Annotated in this window: 14 protein-coding genes; 4 read left to right on the plus strand and 10 right to left on the minus strand. The window is 59.5% G+C overall.

Features of this window, described 5'->3' with window-relative positions; all coding sequences use genetic code 11:
- Positions 1–86: 86 nt before the first annotated feature.
- Together AC2FNZ_RS10890 and AC2FNZ_RS10895 are read left to right on the plus strand one after the other, a co-directional pair.
- The gene (locus AC2FNZ_RS10890) at positions 87–1,403 is read left to right on the plus strand and encodes a lipopolysaccharide biosynthesis protein (protein ID WP_496840625.1); all 1,317 of its coding nucleotides are present in this window, start codon (positions 87–89) and stop codon (positions 1,401–1,403) included.
- A 64-nt stretch (positions 1,404–1,467) separates the two neighbouring features.
- Complete coding sequence (locus tag AC2FNZ_RS10895) at positions 1,468–2,628, plus strand: glycosyltransferase (protein ID WP_496840627.1); 1,161 nt, start codon at positions 1,468–1,470, stop codon at positions 2,626–2,628.
- Between the two features lie 12 nt (positions 2,629–2,640).
- On the opposite strand, the gene AC2FNZ_RS10900 is transcribed toward AC2FNZ_RS10895, so the two are convergent.
- A complete protein-coding gene (locus AC2FNZ_RS10900) occupies positions 2,641–4,218 on the minus strand; it encodes a carbamoyltransferase C-terminal domain-containing protein (protein ID WP_496840629.1) in 1,578 nt (525 codons plus the stop codon).
- 476 nt (positions 4,219–4,694) lie between these two features.
- Between AC2FNZ_RS10900 and AC2FNZ_RS10905 the strand changes: the two genes are divergently transcribed.
- Positions 4,695–6,470 carry a carbamoyltransferase family protein gene (locus AC2FNZ_RS10905; RefSeq protein WP_302477784.1) on the plus strand — a complete coding sequence of 592 codons (1,776 nt, stop codon included), beginning with the start codon at positions 4,695–4,697 and terminating at the stop codon, positions 6,468–6,470.
- A complete protein-coding gene (locus tag AC2FNZ_RS10910) occupies positions 6,467–7,330 on the plus strand; it encodes a polysaccharide deacetylase family protein (RefSeq protein WP_496840631.1) in 864 nt (287 codons plus the stop codon). Before AC2FNZ_RS10905 ends, AC2FNZ_RS10910 begins: the two co-directional genes overlap by 4 nt.
- Before the next feature lie 50 nt (positions 7,331–7,380).
- Here the strand turns inward: AC2FNZ_RS10910 and AC2FNZ_RS10915 are convergent, their stop codons facing one another.
- From AC2FNZ_RS10915 to AC2FNZ_RS10955, 9 genes are all read right to left on the minus strand, one after another.
- Positions 7,381–8,487, minus strand: coding sequence for a transporter substrate-binding domain-containing protein (locus AC2FNZ_RS10915; protein ID WP_093963261.1), 1,107 nt, complete (start codon positions 8,485–8,487; stop codon positions 7,381–7,383).
- Positions 8,488–8,531: 44 nt separating this feature from the next.
- On the minus strand, positions 8,532–9,782 hold the full coding sequence (locus AC2FNZ_RS10920) for a type 2 periplasmic-binding domain-containing protein (protein ID WP_496840633.1): 1,251 nt from the start codon (positions 9,780–9,782) through the stop codon (positions 8,532–8,534).
- A 22-nt stretch (positions 9,783–9,804) separates the two neighbouring features.
- Positions 9,805–10,590 (minus strand): PP2C family protein-serine/threonine phosphatase, encoded by a 786-nt coding sequence (locus AC2FNZ_RS10925; protein ID WP_170341641.1) that lies wholly within the window; start codon positions 10,588–10,590, stop codon positions 9,805–9,807.
- Positions 10,591–10,593: 3 nt separating this feature from the next.
- Positions 10,594–11,601: an FHA domain-containing protein gene (locus AC2FNZ_RS10930; protein ID WP_496840635.1), complete on the minus strand. Its 1,008-nt coding sequence runs from the start codon at positions 11,599–11,601 to the stop codon at positions 10,594–10,596.
- A gap of 207 nt (positions 11,602–11,808) precedes the next feature.
- The gene (locus tag AC2FNZ_RS10935; protein ID WP_496840636.1) at positions 11,809–13,950 is read right to left on the minus strand and encodes a serine/threonine-protein kinase; all 2,142 of its coding nucleotides are present in this window, start codon (positions 13,948–13,950) and stop codon (positions 11,809–11,811) included.
- 340 nt (positions 13,951–14,290) lie between these two features.
- The gene (locus AC2FNZ_RS10940; protein WP_093963266.1) at positions 14,291–15,574 is read right to left on the minus strand and encodes a dynamin family protein; all 1,284 of its coding nucleotides are present in this window, start codon (positions 15,572–15,574) and stop codon (positions 14,291–14,293) included.
- Positions 15,571–17,613, minus strand: coding sequence for a dynamin family protein (locus AC2FNZ_RS10945; RefSeq protein WP_170365735.1), 2,043 nt, complete (start codon positions 17,611–17,613; stop codon positions 15,571–15,573). Before AC2FNZ_RS10945 ends, AC2FNZ_RS10940 begins: the two co-directional genes overlap by 4 nt.
- Before the next feature lie 71 nt (positions 17,614–17,684).
- Positions 17,685–18,539 carry a hypothetical protein gene (locus AC2FNZ_RS10950; RefSeq protein WP_496840638.1) on the minus strand — a complete coding sequence of 285 codons (855 nt, stop codon included), beginning with the start codon at positions 18,537–18,539 and terminating at the stop codon, positions 17,685–17,687.
- A gap of 26 nt (positions 18,540–18,565) precedes the next feature.
- Positions 18,566–18,967 carry a hypothetical protein gene (locus AC2FNZ_RS10955; RefSeq protein WP_170365737.1) on the minus strand — a complete coding sequence of 134 codons (402 nt, stop codon included), beginning with the start codon at positions 18,965–18,967 and terminating at the stop codon, positions 18,566–18,568.
- Positions 18,968–19,076: the final 109 nt, after the last annotated feature.

Here is a 19,076-nt window from a genome sequence, read left to right on the forward strand (position 1 = left end):
ATTGAATTGTACCGAGTGCATGGGTGAATTGATGACCCGCTTCCTGAACACCGCGTGGATAGCGCCGCGTGGTTTCGCGTGAACCGATGAGTGAGCCAAGCTCGAAGCCGCTGCTGAAGCGGCTGGCCAAGAACATGTCATGGATGTTCTTGTCGCAGATCTTGGTTGGTCTGTTCGGTTTGGCCAGCCTCATCTTTACGGCTCGCGCGATCGGGCCGGCTGCGGTCGGGATTCTGGCGCTGGTGGATGCGTACATTCAGGTGATGGACAGGTTGTTCCGGCTCGAGCCGTGGCAGGCAACCATCAAATACGGCAGCGAGGCTCTGATCGAAGAGGATCAGAACAGATTTCGACAATTGATCAAGATGTCTATGGTGACCGATTGCCTTGGCGGGTTGCTGGCTGGTTCGGTGGCGATAATGCTGGCGCCAAAGCTTGCGCCGTTCATCGGGCTGTCTGAACCTGAAGGCGCGTCCTATATCACGCTGGTTGCCCTTGGCTTGTTTCTATCGCTCCGACCAACCGGCATTGGGGTTCTTCGAATTTTCGACCGGTTCGATGTGCTGGCGATCTCGGACATGGTAATTGCCGGCCTTCGGCTTGTTGGAGTCATCATCGCCTTTCTGCTGGATCTGGGGATCTGGGCATTTGTGGCTCTGTTGCTGATGCATCAGATCCTGACCGGGCTGGTTGCGTTCTTTCTGGCTCTGGTCGAATTGAAAAAACGCAACCTGCACAGGTTTTTGTCCCAGCCGCTGCGGCGGGCTTTTGCCCATAACCCCGGGTATCTGCGGTTCCTTTGGAATTCGAATTTCAACGTGATCCTGCGACAATCGACTCAGCGGTTGGATATTCTTGTCGTCGGCGCCTTGCTGGACGTGACATCAGTGGGCTTCTATCAAGTGGGCAAGCGCATCATGGCAAATGTTGTTCGGATTGGCGGCCCCGTCAGGCAAGTCCTGTACCCCGAGATGACTCGCCTATGGGCCGTGGGCGATTTCGGCCGGTTCTGGCGTCTTGTGCGGCTGGTTTCGCTCTCGGTTTGCGGGGTGTCGATCCTGGTCTCCATTCCGTTGGCGTTGAAGATGCCTGAATTGGCCGTTCTGCTGTTCGGGCCAGAGTTCCGTGGCGCCGCGCCCGTCATGACGATCTTGATGTATGCAGCGATCGTGTATCTGGGGGGCTTGGTGTTGAACCCCGCCTTGCTGAGCATGGGGTTGGACAGCGCGCTGGTGCGCACGACGATTGTTGCCACGGTGATCTTTGCCGCCTCATTTCTGCCGTTGCTATATTGGATGGGGATTGAAGGCATTGCCCTGGCCCATTTGTTGTTCAATCTGGTCTGGACGGTGGGCTGCATATTCGCCATCCGGTCTTATCTGGCCAGAAAACACGAAACATGATGGGTTGGTGTTCTTCCTGCCCTGTCCCTTAATCCCTTAAGTAACGAGTATTTTGAGACCATCTATGCCAAGACGTATTCTATTTCCCTTCGAAGGTGACACCGTTATTGGCGGCAGTCACGTGTCAGCCTTGAAACTTGCGGCGGCGTTGGACCGGTCGAAATATGTGCCCCACATCCTGGTCCACTACGAGGCCGGCCCGGCGGCGGAGTATGCCCGATCGCTGGGACTTGACGTCGAAATCCTGCACGATCCCAGCCTGATGTCTCCGGGCGGGCTCAGCTATCCGCGCGACTGTGGTCCGGGGCGATACCTGACTTCCAGCGCATGGAGGCTGGCGAGTGTCCTAAAGCGCATCGATGCCGACATCGTTCACACAAACGAAGGTCGCATGCATGCCAACTGGGTGCTGCCGGCCCGCCTGGCGGGCAGGAAACACATCTGGCACCACCGGCAGGATCCGACCGCGTTCGGGATCAACAAACTGGCGCCGCTTTTTTCCGACCACATCATCAGCGTTTCGCACTTTTCGAAGCCCAGCAACCCGGTGCGGTCAGTCGACAACAAGTTCACCGTGATCCGCAGCCCATTTGATTTCAACCCTCACGCACCGGATAGGTCCGAAGCCCGAGCAGCCGTAATCGCCGAGATGGGATTGCCCGATGGCGCGCTTCTTCTCGGATATTTCGGAAACTTCGTCACGCGCAAGCGTCCCGACCATTTTGTGAGGGTCATCGCGGCTGTGCAAAACGCGATGCCCGACACTCCGGTGCATGGTCTTCTGTTCGGCAGCGCGGCCGAGCGTGACGAACCGTTGCGCCAAACCTGCCTTCGCATCGCAGAAGAGGCGGGGATCAGCGAGCATATCCATATGATGGGGTTCCGTCAGCCGATCGATGGGTACATGGCGGCGATGGATGCCAATCTGGTGACCGCTCTGGACGAACCGTTTGGCCGTACGTTGATCGAAGCGATGTATTTGGGAACTCCGGTCATCGCGACCCGTCACGGCGGCAACATCGAAGCGATCACGGACTGGGAAACCGGTGTGCTGGTTGACCCGGACGATCCGCAGGCATTCGTGGAACCTGTGCGCAAGTTGCATCAGGACAGAGCGTTGTTCGAGAAGATTTCACAAGCGTCAAAGAACTATGCCCGTGCAAATTTCGGCTTGGATATTCATGTGAACGGGGTTTGCGAGATCTATGATCGGTTGCTCGCTTGATAGCTTGTTCGGTCAACGACGCGGGTTGTCGAATGTGTAATAAGTATTGCCCGCGACGAATCCATCCAACCCGACCAGCCGGGCATAATGTGCCAGATCCCGGGTTGTATTAATGAAGCCGGAGTTCTTGAAATTGAGCGAGGTGTTGCAGAGCACGCCCACCCCCGACACCGCCTTGAACGCGGCCAGAAGGTCGTAGAAATAGGGGTTCTGGTTGCGGTTGACCGTCTGTACCCGCGCCGATCCGTCGACGTGGGTTACTGCGGCCAAGTCCGGATTGGTAACGCGGTAAAAGTCCATCATGTATGGTGAGGGTGCGCTGATGTCGAAGTGCAGTGCTGCATCCTCTTCCAGGCAAGACGGCGCCACTGGACTGTTGCTGGCCCGTCCCTTGATCCGATTCAGTCGCGTACGTGTCTCCGGGGAAAACGGCGCGGCCAGGATTGACCGGTTTCCCAAAGCGCGCGGCCCAATCTCGCAATTGCCGCGGGTCCAGCCAATGATCTTTCCGTCCAGCAGGTCTTTGGCGATAGTGTTGAGGTTCAGTTCGGTTGCGGTCATGCCCAGCGTGTCGATGCGGTCGTCGCAGAAGGACTGGCCGGAATAGACCGACCATTCCAGTTTGGCTTGGCCGGTATAGTGGCGCATCGCGTCCACGGCGGTTCCGATAGCACATCCCGAGTCGCCGGTCGTCGGCGGAACGAAGACCTCGCGGAACAGCCCGCTTTGCTTCCACGCGGTATTCCAGTGTCCATTCAGGCCACACCCTCCGGCGATCAGCAGCGGATGCTTTTCAGGCAGGTTCTGTTCCGCATAGTCGCGAAACTTCTGGAATATCGCTTTGGACAGCTTGGTGGCCATGTTCTTCAGCTTTTGGCTATCCGTTCCAATGTTGAAGAAGGGCGAAGTCACAAAATCGCTTTTGCGAAGTGCGTCGCCGCCCAGGTCCGAGGAAAGCAACCGGTTGATCAGTTCCGTCTCGTCCGCATCTGGTGGACCGTCTTCGCCAAATGCGCAGGCTGCCATCAGGCGGCCGGGATCCTGTGGCCGGGGTGATTTGCCCGTGACCGGAAAGTCGGGGTCGGCGAGGGCATTGAGAAACGCAAAGCGCGTGCCCGGTGCCGTCATCACCTGCCCGCGATGACGAATGGTCAGGTCGCTGTCGATCTCGTAGAAATCTCCCAATGCACCTTCCCACAGAAGCACATAACAGGGCTCGCCCTGACGAAAGGGGGACATGGCATAGCTGCACCAGATATGCGCCCGTTCGTGAGTTGATGAGTAATAATCGACCGACTTGCCAAAAAAGGTTCGTTTGCCAACTGTTTCAGACCCCGCGCCGATGCCGAAGTATCCGGCCCCCGAAGTTGTAACGTGGTCGGCCCCGTTGCTTGACCACCCGCTGAGGGCCAGGACGTCCGGCAAATCCTTGAACCATAGACCCGCGTCAATGAACGTGTCGGGCGTAACGGGCGTATACCTTGGGAAACTGTTCTTTTCCGCCTCGTAGGAAAACAGCAGACGCCCGTCGGTGCTGTCGACACCCGCAACTGTGCCGTCATGTCCGGATTTGAAAGACAGGATTTTCATGAATAGCCCTTCCCTCGACAAGTCACGGTCTGAAGACCAGGTGCCTCGCAAACAGATGTGACAGTCCGACGGGTCAAAAATGCCGGGGCGATGACGGATCGAATTAACCGCAAATCCATTCCACGAATACCAAAACAAATGCCACGATTAAGCCTAGCAGAAGCTCGGTGTTTCGGGGAACCCAAGTTCGCAACCGGCTGCCGTCGGGCTAAACGCAGTGGCTATTCGTGAACGAAAGAGCACTTTTGGCGCGATTGTTCACTGGGTGGGCATTGCGTATCCCGCGCAGTGCCCGGCACCAGACCGGTGCAACAGGCTGACAAGTCCGGTGAATCACACTTGCATGGCTTCCGGTTGGCCGGGAAAGGCTGAAATTTGATCGAGCGGCACCTTCATCCGGGTTGCACCTACCAGCCTCTGACCGTTAACGTGGCCGCGTTATCAGGCAAGTTTTTTGGCCAAGGGTGTTTTAGGTTATGTCAGTAATTTTGGGTTTGGCTACAATGAGCAACAGCGCTGCCGCGCTGTTCAAGGACGGCAAGCTGGTTGCCGCAATCGAAGAAGAGCGGCTGACGCGGGTCAAGAATGACGGGGCATTTCCCCATCAGGCGATCGCCGAAGTTCTGCGCATTGCCGGGCTGAAGTTCTCGGACATCGATGAGGTTGCGGTCTATTGGCAGCCCTGGCGTATGGTCGGCCGCGGAATGGGCACGATGCGCAAGATTTTGCAGCGACCCTCGGCCGCCAAAAGCGTAACGGCGCGGATCGGGGCACTGTTCGTGTCAGATGCCTCGTCGGAAGAGTCACAGGACAGCGGCTGGATGGACCTGTTCCGCATCCGCAAGATCCTGACGGCCGAGCATGGTCCGGCCGATTTCAAGTTGCACTACATCAACCACCATCTGACCCATCAATTGTACGCCGAAGCGATGCGTGACTGGGACAGCTTCGTTTCGCTGTCCTATGACGGTGGCGGCGAGGAAAGCTCGACCATCGTGTCAGTTGTGCGGAACGGCAAGCGGGAAGGTCTTGCGGATCATCGCTGGCCCAACTCGCTGGGTCATTTCTACTCGACCTTCACCGGTTTTCTTGGCTTCAAGATGCTGGAAGGTGAATACAAGATGATGGGTTTGGCGCCGTACGGCAAACCCATCTACCGCGACGCCATCCTGCGCGAAATTCTGATCCTGGACGATGACGGCGGTTACCGCGTGAACACCGCGCTGTGCGACTATCACTCAGCCCTGCGCGGTGAGTTCCATCCACGTATGGAAGAACTGTTCGGCACCCGGCGCGAGCCTGGCACTGCGCCGAACGAACGCCACGTGGACCTGGCGGCATCCGTGCAAGCAGCGTTCGAGGCAGCCCTGCACCATATTCTGGAACCGGTCCGCAAAGCCAATCCGGACTTGCGCAAACTGGTAATTTCCGGCGGCTGCGCGTTGAATGTCACGGCGAATGGAACGCTGATCGCGGACGGCACGTTTGACGAGGTCATCATTCCACCGGCCCCACATGATGCTGGCTGTGCAGTTGGCGCAGGGCTGGCCTGCATTCCGAGCGAGCAGGTCGATCTGCCCTCGGTCCGCAGCCCTTATCAGGGTGCCGATTGGGCGGATGCCGACATCACCTCTGCGTTGGCTCAGTATTGTGCGGAACCGCAGCAGGCCCTGCCTGTCGATCAGTTCCTGGATCGTGTGTCCGACCTGCTGGCCGAGGGCAAGATCATCGCCTGGTTCCAGGGGCGGGCAGAGTTTGGCCCGCGTGCCCTGGGTGCCCGATCCTTCCTTGCAGACCCACGCAAGGACAGCATTCGCGACGATCTGAACGTCAAGATCAAGAAACGTGAGCATTTCCGGCCCTTTGCGCCCAGCGTTGCAGAGGAGGCGGCCTCGACCTTTTTCGAGATCGATCAGACCAGCCCATACATGAACATCGTTGCTCGTGTGCGTGATGATCGGGCGGCAGACATCCCGGCAATCACCCATACTGACCAGACGGCACGCGTACATACGGTGTCGCAGTCGGCGAACCCGCTGTACCACGCCTTGTTGACCCGGTTTGGCGAAAAGACCGGAGTGCCTGTGTTGTTGAACACCTCGTTCAATATCCAGGAGCCCATCGTCTATTCGCCTTTGGATGCTTGCGCGACATTTGCGGCATCGGGGGTGGATGCGCTGGTGATCGGTGACTACGTCGTGCTGCGGGAAGCGCTGAAGGATGACAGCGCCCGGGCCCAAGCTGTCGCGTGACCCGGCTGTTTCTCAGTGTCGATTTCGAAGACTTTGCGCATGATCTGAAACGCCTTCTGGGGGTCTGGGAAACCGGACCCCTCAGAGTTGAAGATCTGTGGCAAAGCTTTGAAACCATTGATGGCTTCCTTCGGTCGCATGGCGGATCAACGGGTTGCGCCGCAACGTTCTTTTGCACGGGGGTGGTGGCACGCGACGCGCCTGATCTGGTGGCCGAAATCGCAAAGCGGGGCCACGAGGTTGCCTGCCACTACTATTTTCATGACAGCATGGACCTGCAGTCTGCGGAGACCATAGACCGTATGCTGGGTCAGGCGCGGCAAGCTTTGGAAGAGGCCGGGAACACCCCTGTTCGAGGGTTTCGCGCCCCGCGCTTTCGATTGAACCGCGCAACGCCTGAACAGTACCGCCTGATTGAACGCCATTTCGACTACGACTGTTCGTCATTCTTCGCCTCGGCGCAGGAATGTGATCGGTTTTCCCGGGAAATGGGGCTGACCACGCTCCGGATCTTGCCGTTGTTCATGACGCCATTGGCGGTCAAGGGGCCGATGGTGCGTCTGGGAGGCAGCTATCTGAAGTTCATGACTTCGGATCTGGCGGGGAAACTGATCGAACGGTCTGAACAGGCCGGTATCGCGCCGCAAGTCTATCTGCATCCCTACGAGATCGTGGAACCTCGGTCATTCATGGTTTCAATGGACGAGCTCGCGGCCTTGGGATCTGCCAAAGCCGCTTACTGGGTGTTGCGGCAGTCACAGTGGCTGAACTTTGGCGGCGCGCGACTTCTGCGCAAGGTCGAGGGTTTGATCCCCGCAGGCGGCCTTGCGGGTCGGCTGGATCAGTTGGTCGGAGAATAAAAAAGGGGCCGGTCAGTCGACCAGCCCCAGTCATTCGCGGAACCGAGGGATCAGTTCGACGCGGCGTTCAGTTTTTCGTTTTGTTCACGCAACGTGTCCGAGATAATCGCGTACCATTCGCCCGATTCGCGCATCTCATTCAGACCTTTGTTCATCATTGCAATATATTCGCGCGCAAATGGGTTCGTCCGATGCGCAAGGAAGCTCATTGAGGACAAAGTAGAGACGTAGGGATTTTCAATGATGTCCGCCGACGTAAGTCCCATTTCCTTCATCGTGGCTGCAAAGAGTTCGACCTCGAAAGCTGCGACATCTGCGCTGCCGGTCAGAACGGCATCCAAGCACTCTCGGGCGGAGTTGGGTTGGACCACGGTTGTGTTGTCCCGGTTCAAACCGACTTCTTCGAGAACTACCATGCTCCAGCCTGCCATTCGGCAGATTGTTGCGCCTTCGAAGTCCGAGAACTCCGTCGCGGTGGCGTATTCGCTTTCTGGAAGGGTGAAGAAACCACCGACGATGTCATACACCGGCACCGAGGCGACAAATTGAGTACAACGGGCCTCGGTCTCCGCGGACCATTCATAAGAGCGATTGGTGCAGTCAGGTACAGTCCAAGCAATCGAGATATCAAAGGCTCCCAGGGGCAGCAATGTATCAAGGTGCGAGCTCCAGTCGTCCACGAAGCTGACCGAGTAATCGCGGCTGTTTCCCGCGCGCTGAAGGCTGGTCGTGGCCAGACGGGTCATGATACCGCCACCGCTCAGCTTTTCAGTTGTGAACGGTTCCCATCCGTTGCCCGCGACCATCTTGATCGGCGGAGCGTAGACATTGGAACGTTTGACGCTGGCGGCCCGCTTTTCTTCGGCAGCAATCACTTCTTGGGCGCTTCGGCCATTCGGTAGACTGCCATCCTCACAAGGAAGGGCCAATACCAAACCGGTTTCCAAGTTACCGGGGTTCGTAATAAGATTTCGGTTTGCGTTGAAGATGGGCTGATAGTTCGACGTACCGTAGGCCGCGATGGCGATGGTTGCCAAAGTGTCACCGTCCTGAACGGTGTAGTTTGTACAGGCCTCCTGAGCGGCGGCGGCGCCGGCGCTGAGGGCGGTTGTAGCGGTGGCTACCGCCACCAGTTTCTTCAGATTGATTTCAAACATGTCCACTTCCTCCAGACTTTTGTTTTGTCAGACCTTTCCGGCCCTTATCCGTTTTCCATTTGGTACTGCAGGGCGGTCGAGACGATGTCGCGCCATTCGCCCGATTGCTGCATGATCGCCAGACCCTGATTGAGCGTCTCGAGGATCGCTTCCCCATCCGGATTGTCCTTGTGGGTCATGACGTTGAGCGACTTGATCGCCGCCAGGTTGGGGTTTTCGATGATCTTGTGTTCATAGCCCAGCCGACCGATGGCCTCGACGGCCAGATGCGCTTCGATGGCGACAAGGTCAGCCCGCCCGTCCATGACTGCGTGGAAACACTCGTCCGGATCGACGGGGCGCAAGATGGTGATCGCAGGCTCATAAAGACCTACAGCGTCCATGTGCGAGGTTGACCAGCCCTCGGGGCGGCAGATCGTGGTGCCGACGAATTCCGCGTAGCTGAGCGAGGTTTCGTAGCCTGAGCCATCCTTGGCGAAGAACGTATCGACCACTTCATAGAACGGGTTCGAGAAGTTGTAGGTCTCGCACCGGTTCCGGTCGCTTTCCGAAAGTGTCTCGGCTTCTTCGCAGTTTGGGCGCGACCAAGGGAACGTGGCATCGAAGGCCAAGGTGGGCATCAGCAGGTCCAGATGCGATGACCAGTCGTTAACGAACTGGATCTTGTAGGCCTGTTCCGGCGCCGCCCGCAGCATCGCGGTTTCGACAAGGTTCGTGTACAGACCGCGATTGGGCAGGGCTTCGTCGGTAAACGGCGCGTAGTTGCCCCCGGTGATCAGCAGCAACTGGCGGTCGCGGATCTCGGGGCGGGTGCCGTCACCGGCGTTGCGGATCAACGCGGCACCTTCCGCGCGGGCGGCCTCGATTTCCTTCTTCGCGGCTGCCTTGGCTTCGATGACAGCCTCGTCGCTGGCCTGCTGGGCCTCCGCAACGCGGGCTTCGGCGTCGGCGATGGCCTTGGCGGCACGCTCTTCCGCGGCCTTGACCAGTTCGGCTGCCATCTCGGCGGCCATGCGCTCGGCCTCGGTTTCCGGTTCAGGTGCGGCGCGGCCGACATCCTCGAGGCAGGGGAAGGTCAGAACGTCGCCGACGCGGATGATGTTGGGGTTGGACCCGATCGTGTCGCGGTTGGCGTCGTAGATGATCCGGTAGTCTTCGGTCGCATAGACCTTGATGGCCAGTTCACGCAGGCTGTCGCCGCGCTGGATCTCGTAGGTCGAGCATGCCTCTTGCGCCGAGGCTGCCCCCGTTGCTGCCGCCAGGGCAATGCTGGATATGATCAGGTGTGTTCTCATGGGTCCTGTTGCTTTGCTTTTGTTATTGTCGGGCCGTTTTGATGACGGCGATTGAAATGTTGTCCTGATCCGGATCACCCTTGGCGATCAGCGCCTTGAGGAGGCTGTCGGCGATGTCCTGGGAGAGGGCCGAAGCGTTGTCCTGAAGGATGGACTGGATGTCGTGGTTGCCCAGATATTGCAGCCCGTCACTGCCGAGGATGAGGATGTCATCGGTCGTCAGTTCCAGCGCGTCTTCGGGGCAGTCGACCTTGGGGATCGCCGCGCCCATGATGACCGAGGTCAGTTGGTTGCGGTCGGGATGAACTTGCGCTTCGGCTTCGGACAGCTCCCCTCGGGATACCTGTGCGTCGATGACCGGTGCCATCGAGTGATCTTCGTTGATCTGGGACAGAACGCCGTTGCGGAACAGGTACAAAGGGCTGTCGCCGATCGAGATCCAGAACACTTTGTTGCCCAGCAGCAGAACTCCCAGCAGGGTCGAGCCCATGTTGAAGCCTTGTTGCTGGTCGTCGCCATACCCCGCCACGGCCGCGTTGGCCTGCATTGCGGCCATGGGCAGCGCATCCAGCAGCGTATTCTCGGTCAATTCCGGATTCTCCAGAACTGCGTCGAGCACTTCGCACCAGGACTTGACCACCAGATCCGAGGCCACTTCGCCCGCGGCGTGACCGCCCATGCCGTCTGCCACCACGACATAACCGGCGTTGGCGGCGTCAAAGACCCGCGAGGCAACCGCGTCTTCCTGCGTGTCGCGCTGACCCTGATCAAGGATCAGTGCAATGTCATATGCCGGAGTAGCCAGCATCCGTTACGCGTCCCGCCAGTCGAAGTTTTCGTCACAGAAGGCCACGAACCGCAGCGACGTTTCGCTGATGCGGATCAGGTCGCCGCTGGACAGCGGCACGGTGCTGAGGACGGGTTTGCCGTTCAGGCGCACAAGGTTGGCCTTGCCGCCATGACCCAGATAGCATTTGCGATCTTCGGGGTCATAGGCAATGACGGCGTGGTTCGACCGTGAAATCCCCGTGTCGCCAAAATCCAATTGGATCGCCTGGTCATCGTTGCGGCCAATCTGCATCAGCCCTTCGGTCAGTGTTATGCTGGACCCCCGGCCGGGGCCACTGGTCACTGCCAGCCAACCGACCGGGAATGTCGCGCCTGCGGTCTCGGTTTTGGCCACCGGCTCGGTGGTTTCGATCAGTTCCTGCACATGTGTGTCCGGGCGCTCGAACCCGAGGAAGGTGGTCTTGACGCGCGACCGACGATCCGAGGCCGGCGCTTCGGTTGCTTCCGGAGCGGCTTCGGCTTCTTCGGGCTCGCTGGCCACAGGTTCGGCATCTGCCGCTGCTTCGTCCGGGGCGGTTTCGATTGCAATGGGATCCGGCAGCTCGAACGGCGTTGGCGCCGAGGCCTCTTCCTCTTGGACTTCCTCCAGATCGGGTTCGGCAGATTCGGCCATGACCGACTGGATGGTCTTTTCTTCTTCGGTTGCCGCAACGTGCAGCGTCACGACCTGTTCGGCTTCTTCCGGCGCTTCAGGCGCGGCTTCGGCCGTTTCTTCGCTCTCTGTTGCCTCTTCCACCGTCGGTTCGGTCTCGGCGAAATCGGGCATCTTCTCTTCCGGAATCAGCTCGTCGGTTTCTTCGTAGCTGTCCGTGCTCAGGTTTCCACCAGCCAGAGCCTGGCGCAGTGCATTGAAGTCCGCAATCGGCTCGGCCTTGTCGGTCGTTTCGACTTCGGGTTCCGACCCTTCGGCTTCTTTGGCTTTGCCGGCACCCTCGAGAAGCCGGCTGAGTGGGCTTTTGTATTTGAACATGGTGTCGACACCTTTTGACTACTTGCACGGGCTTCGGTGACCCGTGGGGCTGCTACGAACCTCTGCGCATGGCGCAGCGGTACTGATGAAGTTGGAAACCTGAAACACTCTTACCTTCCGCGGCGGGTCGGTCCCCACCAGGAGGGCCAGAACGCGGCATCCTCCTCAGCAAACACAAACTGGCGGATCAAATACGTACCGGTCTGATCACTCCTGCGCCAAAGGCATCACGGCGGTTGTTTCCGCCCCGTTTCGAAGCACAACCAAACGTGCTTCGGGCTTGTTTTCGGAAACCAACGTGTTCAGCGCGGTATCCAGGCTGTCGGCAGCAATCATCTCGGTTCCCGAGACAGTCTCGCGGACAAGAATGTCGCCGGTCTGCAGGCCACCTGCCGTTGCGGCCGGTGCTCCGGCAACAACTGTCTGCCATTCGGGCAGATCGGCGCCGCGGGCTTCGAACGAGTAACCGTTGGCCAGCCCGAACTCGCGGATTGCGGGCAGAGCCAGCAGACCGTTCTGCGCGCGGGTCTGTCCGATGGGGCGATACCGCGCCGCGACACGGATATAGCCGTCAGGGTCAACCTGAAGGTTGTCCAGAACCTGCGCGGCAAGCGTCGTTCCGGCGCGCACAGGGTTGCCGTTCAGGGTATAGATCGCCGCGCCTCGCTGCACCCATTCACCGATCGTGGACATGTTCTGGCCGGCGTCCACACCGGTGATTGCGATGATATTTCCGGTCGAGGCGCGCCGTTGCGCGGTTGAGAACGGGATTTTGACATCCCAATGGGCATAGCTGACTTGGGTCTCGGCCAGATTGACCGGAGCGCTCGGTGCAACCGCTGCCACCTCCACGGGTTCTTCGGGCTGAGCCACTTCTTCCTGTGTTTCCACCGCCGGCGGTGTAACAGCCGCTGCGGCCTGCTCGACAGGCTGGTCTTCTGCCACCTGCTGTTCTGTTTCGGTTGCTGCTGCGGTTTCTTCTGCCTTGGTTGCTTCGGGCGCGATCACTGGTTCGGCCGTCTGCGTTTCGGCAGGTTCGGCCGTCTCGGTGGGCGTCGCGGTCTGGATCGGTGTCGGGTCCGTCTCGGTCGAGCCGCCGGACATCACGAAGAAGCCACCAGCGGCCAGAATCGCGATTGCGGCGACACCCGCGACCAACTTGCCGTTGCCGCCCGATCCTTTTTGGACGACAGTGTCCACTGCCGCTGCGGGCTCGTCCTTCTGGGCAAAACTTGCCGGACCGTCGTCGTTCTTTTCGCCATGCCCAAGAGCCAGATCGGAGTTGCCGGCCAGCAGGGCTGTTACAACCGCTTCGGCATTTTCGCTTTCGGCCTTGATGCGGGCCTTTTCGGCCTCTTCGTCCTTGCGGTCCAAGGCCACGATTACCGAAACGGGGCGGTAGGCAAAGCTGTCGAATTCGACACCGGGGCCGCGGAACATCCGCAACCAGTCCAGTGCAGATTGAAGGCGGTCGGTCGCGTGGACCTCCATGGCCTTGTCGATCGCCTCAAGGAAGCCATCCGGGTAACCCTGGAAGCGACCGGTCAGCGGCTGATAGGGATCCTTCTGTCCGTTGTTGAAGGCATTCAGGCGCGATTGGCCGTCGATCGGGCGCTCGCCGCTGATCGCGTGGTAGAGCGTTGCCGCCAACACATACAAGTCGCTACTGGGACCCTGCTCCGAGCCGCGCACGTAGAACTCGTGCGGCGAGTACCCGTCCTTGATCACCCGAAGCGTCAACAGGGCCGCGGATTGGTTGGCAGCCTGTTCACGCGCGGCGCCGAAGTCGATCAGGATCGGTTCGCCGTTTTCGTCGATCAGGATGTTGTCGGGCGAAATGTCCCGATGAAGCATCCCGCTTTGGTGGATGAACGACACCGCGGACAGCATCTTTTCGGTGACTTGGACGATAAAGTCCGGACCGGTTTCGGTCTTGGGGTCCTCGATGTAATCCAGCAGATCGCATCCGCGGATCAGGTCCATCGCGATATATGCAGTATCGTTGTCTTCAAAGACCTGGTGCACGTCGACGATATTGGGGTGGACCAGGCGGGCATGGTTGCGGGCTTCCTGAATGAACAGGTCGATGATCGCGCGCAGGTCGTCCTTGAAGGCCGGATCATTGGGTTCGACCAGGTCACCGTTGCGGCGACACAGAGCACCCGGATAGCATTCCTTGATGACCACATCGCGTTCCAGGCTGTCACGCGCCAAATACGTGATGCCGAACCCGCCATTGCTGAGGAAGCGAAGAATTTCGTACTGGCCGCGCAGCAGTTTCGCGCCCGGTTGCAGACCTTGAATTTGAGGTTCGTCGTGCGATGCACCGACAGCCTGGTTGTGGTTCATTTCTTCCCGCCCATCATTCCAAAAACTTGCGGCCAAAATAACCGGGCAATCAGCCCGCGAACTCACAACCAACACAACCGCAGGACACTTGAGAACGGTTAGACGTTTCAAATTTGACTTTAATGGGGCCGCCTCGTGGCTTCACTGAGAACGGCTTCGGACGCAGATCAATATATTGATTCCAACACCAGTGAAACGCATATATATAGTGTCGCCCGGCGAACAAAAAGGATTCAGTCCGGGCGCCAGACGACCCATGGTCCACGGATTCGAAACAATGGAATCATGATTCCAGTCTTAACGATTCGCCGCGCCGCGGCTCAATCTTTGCGGGAATGACTCAGGTTCCGGTCTTCGGAGGGGCCGAAGCGACCGTGCTGCCGGCCCACGCCAGGTTGTCGCTGAGCTGCGCCAGTATGCTGATCGCATCCTTGAGTGGCCCTTCGCCGCTCTCGAATTGAAGCAGCAGAAGCAGGTCGGTGGCCTTTTCGAACTCGCCCGGAATCCAGTCGGCTTCGGGGTCGATCTCGGACCCGTTTTCCAGCCGTTCAGCAAAATCCTCGACAATTTCCTGACAGCTTTGCAGGAAGGCGGCTGGTTCGATGTCCGAGCTGTCGCGCAGGTCCTCGTAAATGCTGGCGATTGCCGCCAGCCAGTCTTCGAGGATCGGGTTGTCCAACGGCGGCAGCGCAGATTCCAGACTGGGCTGAACCGTTCTGGTGTCCGAGGCTGCGGGTTCGCCCGCGCCGGTCAAGGTCTCCAAGAACGGCAGGAAGTCCGCGGCAAGGTCCTGCCGCGCGGCCTCCAGATCCGTCCGGCGGCGATGCGACGCAATTTCAAGCACCTTCTCCGCAAGGTTCTGACCGCCGCAGGTTTCCCACAAGGCGAAGTCCGGTTCCGGCTCCTGCGCCATGGCGCGAACGGCAACTGGTGTCCCGATCGGTACGATCGCGCGGAACATGCCCGACTTCTCCTTCTCCAACCGCGACAGAACGCGATCGAGGGCGTCGCGGACAGGCGGCAGGTCCGTGTGAGTGACGGCCAGCAAGCTGTTGTCGCGCAGGTTTTGCGGGACCTGTGCCCACAAATGGCGCTCGGTTTCACGCCAGGCGTTGGTTCCGTTCGTGCACCAGATGGCGCAATCGACGAATTTCAGCAGATCGAGCGTTTGTTTGTAAGTGTCGTCCAGCGCACCCGAGCCGGGCAGGTCGAACAACGAGATTTCGCGCAGGGCAGGGGTGTTCAGTCCCACCGAAATGAAATCAGGATTGTCGGCCGCGGCCTTTTCCAGCGCGATGCCGGAATAAACCTTTGGCTCGCGATCCCACCACCCAACGGTCGTTTCAGGCGTGTCCGCATAGGTGACAATCACCAAAGGCAATTTCAGATGTTGCGGACCCGTGGGCAGGATGTCAGCTCCGGCGAGCATGTTGGCAAGACTGGACTTCCCGGCGCCGAATTCCCCGGCAAAACCGATTGAAACCGCGTTTGACAAACGCTCGGCGTGGGACTGTGCCCGCGCGCGCATGTCGTCCAACTCGGGCGTGGACGGAAGGCGTTCGGTTGCGGTCAGAAAACGGTCAAGCTGACGCACTTCCGTCTCGGTTCCGGGAAATTCAATCACTCGGCGGCCTCCGCTTGTCGTTCGTCGCTGTGTTCAGCGCCAAAGGTCGATTGCAATTCGTCCGCGATCCGGCGTGCGCGGTCGAAATCGACCTGCGCCTGGGTGCGCTCGCATGTCTCGCCCGTCGCGGTGCGGTTTTCAAGATGCCCGGCGAGCAGGGCCAGGAAATGGTCCAGAGCGGTATTCAGGCGCTCCAGCAGGTTCTCGCGTGCGGTATCGATCAGATCATCTCCGATCATCTCGAATTCCTGCACGATCATGCGCTCGGCGCGAGAGACGACGGATTTCCGCGAAATCAGACGCGACAACCAGTTCACCCGCAACTCGACCGTAATCCCCCGGGTCAATGCGGTGGTGTCCGGACGGAACCAGCGCACGGCACTGGTGTTCATACGGCTGTCTGTCGGCTCCTGCCAGCCCGGCAGGGACCGCAGAGACGCGTTGGCCTGCATGTCGATGGCATAGAGTTCGCTGAGCATCCGCTGGCGAATGACCTGAGTCGCACCCTGCACCAGTTCGCGCATGCGTTCGCGCAACGGTGTAAAGTTCAGTTCGGTTGCGCCACCTTTGGCAAGCAACGGGGATTGCCCGTCGGGTCCGCGCACAACCGATACGACGGCTTCGGCCACAGTGTCGTCCATCACACCACGCAAGTTTGCCAGAACATCATCCATGTCGCGGGTGATTTCCGCGGTTTTGTCCGATACCAGCTTGCGCAACTCGGCGAGGGTCTTGTCATTCTCGCCAGCCGCATCGTCCGATGGTTGGCCATCTTCTTCCAGCGCGCGGAGGCGGGCCTTGCTGCGCTCCAGCTCGCCCTGGGCAAAGCCGTTCAGATGTTGCCACGCCATACGCAGTTGTTCGTTGCGCGGGCCGTCAGTCAGCGCGGTGGTGACATGCCGGCGCAGGTCGGGCAAGCCCGAGGCAATCATCGCAGCATACCGCAGAACCGCCTCGCGGCTGATCGGGCCGGGGCCGCGTTTGATCTCTTCGACGCCGGCAAGGTATTGCTTCATCTGTTCGGGATGCGCCCGCAGCCAGGCGAGGATGTGATCGTGGTTGACGCCGGTTTCGTCCCCGGTCAGTGCGTAATGCGCCCACTGAGCGCTGCCCATCAGAACGTCGATGCTGGACTTCCCCAGCGCCTTTTCCAACCCGTCCAAAACGTCGGCGCGCACTTTCGCCGCGTCTTCCGCACCGCCGCCCAATTCGTCGACCCTGTTGATGAAAACCACGATCTGACCCAGCTCAAGCGCCTGCATCAGCCGGAACAGCTTCAAATCGGCGCGCGACAGGGCCTGGTGCGCGGACAGAACCACGACGAAAAAGTCGGATTCCTTGAGGTACTGGCGCGAGATCTCTTCGCGGATCAACAGCGGATCATTGACGCCGGGCGTGTCGGTCACGGTCAGCGGGAACGGGAAGTGGCCCAGATCGAAATATACCTCGGCCTTGCGGGTGATGTCGCTGTACAAACCCCGGTCCGATCCCGGATCATGTTCGGCTTCGTCGGTCGGATCATCCCCGGCACAGACATAGCGGGCTAGATCATCCGAGGTCAGCTCCTCGAGGTCGTGATGCTGACCCATCAGCTGTTCGAAACTGTCACCCAAGCGCAGACGAGCGCGGGTTTTCATCGCCTCGACCTGCTCCTCGATCATCTCGCGCTTATAGCTGTCCTCATCGTCGGGGAACATGTTGCGCAGTTCTTCGCCTTCGGCGATCAGCGCCTGCCATTGGCGGTTGTCGAAGAAATGGAATTCGGCCCCCGATGTGCGCCCGGAGGGATGTCCGAAATGCATGTCGGTGATCACGGTCGTCCACGGGTTCACGTCCGACGGCAGAAATTCTGCCTGTCCCGTAAAGCCGTTGATCAGGCGGGACTTCCCGGCCTTGATCTGCCCGACGAATGCAATCGATGGTTTCAGGCCGCTGAGGTCGTCAACGATGCGAGAGATGAACTGACAGGTCTCGTCATTGCTCACCTCTTTCATTTCGCTGGCGATCCGGATCAATTCCCGGCGGTTGGTTTCACTCATAACACTACCCTAAAAACTGGTACCCAAGATTTGCTTCAAACTTAACTTCAACTGTCGCGAAAGCGGTGCCATCAGACCGACTCCCGCAGAGATTTCCACAGGTTGACGACGGCACCCAGCTTGCGCGCGTCATGTACGGCGGCGGCTATATTGCGACCATCCCGGACCAGAGCGACACCCGCGCCCTTGCCACCTGACGGCCGCATGACGATCAGTTGCGGCTGCTCGAGCAGCCCGGCATTGTCGGCATCCCATCCCGCCAGATCCTGTGCGAACCGGGTCAACAGATCATCCGAAGGGTGAAGAGGCTGTCCATCGGCGCACACGCCATCGAACTGTTGGGTCGCACCCTCCGCACTTGTCAGCAGGCGTCCCATGGCGAACCGCTCGGCGCCGTCGAAGAAAGCCGCGGCTACGCTAGGTTCTTGCCCTTCAGCGCTGTCCTGTTCTTTCGTGTCCTCGACGGGGTCCGGGACAACCGAAACCCGTGGCTCGGACGGCAGAACGATCTCGTCACAAGCCTTCTGCATCTCGCTGAACGTGATGCCGACGTCATCCGCCTCCAGCGGCCCGTCCGGTTTCAGAGACACCACTTCGATCGGAGGGGCGGTCGCTGCCAGGTCGGACACGAGCCGCGCCAGCTTTTCGATCAGCGCTTCGCGCGGTTCGGTTTCGAAATCCGGAAGGGCGCCGGTGCTCGCCGAATAAACATCCGTGATCCGTGAGCTGTTCACCTCGATCGCCAGGATCGTTCCGTTCTGGGCGTTGAACTCCAAGCGTCTTGGAAGAACCGTTCCCCGGATCAGGTTCAGAATACTGGCCCGCCGGGCCTCGGCCGTGTCCCCGGTCAACCGAACGGCCGGCGACAAACGGGGCGTCGCGGACCGCCCGATGTTTTCGAGCATGTCGATTATGTCTGTCGCCATCATGCCGTGACCCCCTCTGGTCCCGTCTAAACTGCGGCCGCTACCGGCCCCAGGCTGAGATGTGATTTCGTAAGCGTCAGCCCGATATTCGCGCTGTCGCGGCAGATGTAGCAGACCACGTGTTCCGGATAGGCCCGGGTCCGCATGAAGATGTGCAGCCGGTCGTTCGAAAACACCGAGATTTCCCCAAATCCCGGGTTCTCCGGATCCTGTAGTCCGGCCGAGGCCAACAGCGCTTCGAATGCTTGAACGCCCCGGCCCTGAAACAGATTTGCCACCGCAACGGCGAGGGTTTCCAAGGCTGCGCCATCCTCGGTCCCGGTTGCCGACATGCCCAGAAGCATGCCCGTTTCCATGTCGACATATCCCGCTGCGATGCAGTCGGGAATGGTCTCCATGGCAGTGGTCAATGCGGCGTCAATCGTCATCTAAAGCTCTGTTATCCCTTATTAAGCCCAAAGGCGCAGCGGTTTGAAACCGTCGCGCCGCTGAGTAGCATTGCCGTTCGGGACGGGAAACGGTCTATCGTTTCCCAAG

The sequence above is a fragment of the Ruegeria sp. SAZA006 genome, assembly GCF_059613465.1.